Below are 4344 nucleotides of genomic sequence, written 5' to 3' on the forward strand. Positions count from 1 at the left end.
CCGCCGCTGACCGGCCGGCCCCGCCCGGCCCCCTGCTGCGCGGTTCGGTGTCAGAGGGCCGAACTACTGTCGTCCCCCGTGCCCCCCACCTCCGCGAGACCCGCCGGCGAACCGCTCGCGCCGGCGGGGGGCTGGCTGCGGCGGCTGGCCGGGTACTGCCTGCGGCACCGCCGCGACCTGGGCCTGGCCTTCGGCGCGGCGGTCGTCTCCTACGGCACGGCGGCCCTCGTGCCGCTCGTGGTGCGCCACGTGGTCGACGACGTCGTCCCCGACCCGGACGGGGCCCTCTGGCCCTGGGCGGCGCTCCTGGTCGCGGCGGGGCTGGTGATCTTCGGCCTGGGTTTCGTGCGCCGCTACACCGCGGGCCGGCTGTCGCTCGACGTCCAGCTCGACCTGCGCAACGACGTGCACGCGGCCGTGCAGCGCATGGACGGCCGCCAGCTCGACGGCCTGTCCACGGGTCAGGTCGTCAGCCGCTCGATCAGCGACGTGCAGGTCGTGCAGGGGCTGCTCGCGTGGCTGCCCAACGTCTCGGGCAGCGCCGTGCTGTTCGTCGTGTCGCTGGGCGTGATGGCCGTGCTCTCGCCGCTGTTGACGCTCGTGGCGCTCGCGGTCGGCCCGGCGCTGTGGTGGATCGCCTACCGCAGCCGCCGCGACCTCTTCCCCGCCAACGCGGCCGCGCAGGCCCGCGCCGCCGAGGTGGCCGCGCGCGTCGAGGCGGCCGTGACCGGCGTCCGCGTCGTGAAGGGCTTCGGGCAGGAGGGCGCGGAGCTGCGCCGGCTCGAGGCCGTCGTCGCGGACCTGTTCGGCGACCGCATGCGCGTGGTCCGCGGCAACGCCCGCTACGGCCCGGCCCTGCAGGCCGTCCCGGCGCTCGGCCAGGTCGGGGTGCTGCTCCTCGGCGGCTGGCTGGCGCTGCGCGGCAGCATCACCGTCGGCACCTTCCTGGCCTTCTCCACCTACGTCGGCTCCCTCGTCTCGCCCGTGCGCCAGCTCGCGGGCGTCCTGACGGTGGGGCAGCTGGCCCGCGCGGGCATGGAGCGGGTCCTGCAGGTCGTCGACACGGTCCCCGCGATCGGCGGGCCCGGCCGCACCGCGCTGCCCGACGGTCCGCTGGACCTCGAGCTGACCGACGTGGCCTTCGCCTTCACCCCCGGGCGCCGCGTGCTGGACGGGGTGAGCCTGCGCGTGCGGGCCGGCGAGACCGTGGCCCTGGTCGGGACCGCGGGGGCCGGCAAGTCGACCGTGACCCACCTCGTGCCGCGCTTCTACGACGTCGACGAGGGCAGCGTGCGCGTGGGCGGGGTCGACGTGCGCGACCTCGACCCCGCCGAGCTGCGACGCGCCCTGGGGGTCGTGTTCGAGGAGACCTTCCTGTTCTCCGACTCGGTGCGCGCCAACGTCGCCTACCCGGTGCCGGCCGCGGGCGACGAGGAGGTCGCCGCGGCCCTGCGCCTGGCGGCGGCCGACGGCTTCGTGGCGGAGCTGTCGCAGGGCTGGGACTCCCTCGTCGGGGAGCAGGGGCTGACGCTGTCCGGCGGTCAGCGCCAGCGCATCGGCCTGGCCCGCGCGCTGCTCGCGCAGCCGCGCGTGCTCGTGCTGGACGACGCGACCTCCGCGGTCGACCCGACCGTCGAGCAGCGGATCCTCGCCTCCCTCGCCGGTGTCGTCGCGGGGCGGACGACGCTGCTCGTCGCCCACCGGCGTTCGACGCTGCGCCTGGCCGACCGCATCGTCGTCCTGGACGGCGGCCGGGTCGTCGACGAGGGCACCGAGGCGGAGCTGCAGGAGCGCTGCGTGCTGTTCCGTCGGCTCTTCGACCCCGCCGAGGACACGCGTCCCGCCACGCCGGACCGCGTCCCCGCCCGGGCCGCGGTGCCCACCCAGCCGGGCGCAGCGGCGTCGGGACCGGTCGCGGCGGGCACGGGGGCGTCGGGCACAGGGGCGCGGGCCGCCGGCTCCGGGCGGACGGCCGCCGCCCTCGCGGTCGAGACGGGCATGTCCGTGTCCGCGGAGCTGCTGCAGCGCATCGCCGAGCTGCCCCCGGCGACGGACCGCCCCGACGTCGACGTCGCGGCGGCCGAGCAGCCCGAGCCGCGGTTCGGGCTGCGCACCCTGCTGCGGCCGTTCCTCGCGGCGCTCGCCCTGGGCATGACCCTGGTCGCCGCGGACGCCCTCGCGCAGCTGGTCCTGCCGCTGCTGGTGCGCGACGGCCTCGACGCCGGCGTCGGCCGCGGTGACCTGACCGCGCTGCTGAGCGTGGTCGCGGTCGCGGCGGCCGTGGTCCTCGGCGACTGGCTCGTCAGCGTCGCCCAGGCTCGGGTCACGGGCCGCACGGGCGAGCGGGTCCTGTTCTCCCTGCGGATCAAGACCTTCGCCCAGCTGCAGCGCCTCGGGCTGGACTACTACGAGCGCGAGCAGGCCGGCCGGATCATGACCCGGATGACGAGCGACGTCGACGCGCTCTCGACGTTCCTGCAGACCGGCGTGGCGCAGGCGCTGGTCAGCCTGCTCTCGATCGTCGGCGTGTTCGTCGCGATGCTCGTGCTGGAACCCGAGCTGGCGGTCGTCGTGGTGGCGGTCCTGCCCGTGCTGGTGGTGGCCACCCTGCTGTTCCGGTGGCGCTCGCGGCCCGCCTACACCGAGGCGCGGGAGCGCATCAGCGCGGTCAACGTCCAGTTCCAGGAGAGCGTCGCGGGCGTGCGCGTCACGCAGGCCTTCGACCGCACGGCCGGGGACACGGCGTCGTTCCGCCGCAAGGGGAAGGCCTACCGCGACGCGCGGCTGACGGCGCAGCGCTACATCGCGACCTTCTTCCCGTTCGTGCAGTTCCTCAACGAGGCGACCGCCGCGGTGGTGCTCGTCGTCGGGGCGCTCTCCGTGCGCTCGGGTGCGGTGAGCATCGGGGTGCTCATCGCGTTCCTGCTCTACGTCGATCTGTTCTTCGCTCCCGTGCAGCAGCTCTCGCAGGTCTTCGACGGCTACCAGCAGGCCGCGGTCGGCCTGCGCCGGGTGCGCGAGCTGCTGCGCACGCCGACGTCGACGCCCGCCGCGGCCTCCCCCCGCGCAGCCGGCCGCGTCCTCGTCGACGGCACCGACCTGCGCGAGCTCGACACCACGCAGTACCGCCAGCGGCTGGGCGTGGTCCCGCAGGAGGCCTACCTCTTCGACGGCACCGTGCGTCAGGCGATCGCCTACGCGCGGCCCGACGCGAGCGACGCCGAGGTCCGCGCCGCCGCGGCCGCGGTGGGCGCCGACGCGGCGATCCGCGCGCTGCCGGGCGGGTACGACTTCGTCGTGGGGGAGCGCGGGCGCAACCTCTCCACGGGTCAGCGCCAGCTCGTCGCGCTGGCGCGCGCGGAGCTGGTGGACCCCGACGTGCTGCTGCTCGACGAGGCGACCGCGGCGCTGGACCCGGCCGCCGAGGCGGTCCTGGCCGCGGCGGCGGACGCGGCCGCGAGTCGGCGCACCACCCTCGTGGTCGCGCACCGGCTGACGACCGCGTCGCGCGCCGACCGCATCGTGGTGCTGGACCACGGGCGCATCGTCGAGCAGGGCACCCACGACGACCTGCTCGCGCGGGGCGGGCGCTACGCCGAGCTCTGGGCGTCGTTCGTGGCGGGCGCGGAGTCGGCGGCCTGAGCGCGGGCGCGGCTCAGCCGTCGGTGCGCAGCAGCACGACCTCCTCCTGGTGGTTGGCGGCGAGGAGGGTCTCCGGCGCGACGCCCGTCATCCAGTCCAGCTCCTCGACGTCAGCGTCGGCGAGGGCCCGCTGGAGCACGTCGGCCTCCAGCAGCCGTCCCGGGGCGTACCGCGCGAACCGCGTGAGGAACCGGCCCTCGAGCACGCCGAGGCGGGCCCCGTCGCGCAGGCCCAGCACGTAGGCCGCGAGCTCACCGTCCAGGGTCAGGACGGACAGCTCGAGCCGGCCGGTCGCGGCGAGCGCCCGGACGCGGCCCTGCCAGGTCCGCAGGCCCCGCTCGGTGTCCAGCACGCACGGGAGCTCGTGGGCGTGGTCGCGGTCGCGGTAGGCCGCGGCCAGCTGCGGCAGGGCCGCCTCGACGGCGCGGGCCTCCGTGCTCACCTCGATGCCCATCGCGTGCCCGTCCGCGGCGATCCGGTTGCGGGCCTTGCGCAGCGTCTTGCGGAGGTTGGCGCTGACGAGGTGGGCGACGTCGCCGTCCGCGGGTCGGCGCACGGCGGGCACGGCGTCCCCGCTGTGCACGGCGAGGCCGGCCCCGGAGGCGACGGCCTGCGCGACGCCGTCGTCGACCACGGGGCCGAGCTCCCAGGCCGTGGCCGTGCCGCGCCGGCGCGCGCCGGCCGCGAGGGCCCGCCCGAGCT

2 protein-coding genes are annotated in these 4344 nt (G+C 76.7%); one reads left to right on the top strand and one right to left on the bottom strand.

Annotation, left to right across the window (positions count from 1 at the left end; translation table 11 throughout):
- The first annotated feature begins 78 nt into the window (after positions 1 to 78).
- Positions 79 to 3642 carry an ABC transporter ATP-binding protein gene (locus GTR02_RS20155; protein ID WP_338073953.1) on the top strand — a complete coding sequence of 1188 codons (3564 nt, stop codon included), beginning with the start codon at positions 79 to 81 and terminating at the stop codon, positions 3640 to 3642.
- A gap of 13 nt (positions 3643 to 3655) precedes the next feature.
- Here the strand turns inward: GTR02_RS20155 and GTR02_RS20160 are convergent.
- A partial coding sequence (locus tag GTR02_RS20160) for a GNAT family N-acetyltransferase (protein WP_166609267.1) occupies positions 3656 to 4344 on the bottom strand: 689 nt, incomplete at its 5' end.

The organism is Kineococcus siccus, from assembly GCF_009906795.1.
Taxonomy (GTDB): Bacteria; Actinomycetota; Actinomycetes; order Actinomycetales; family Kineococcaceae; genus Kineococcus; species Kineococcus siccus.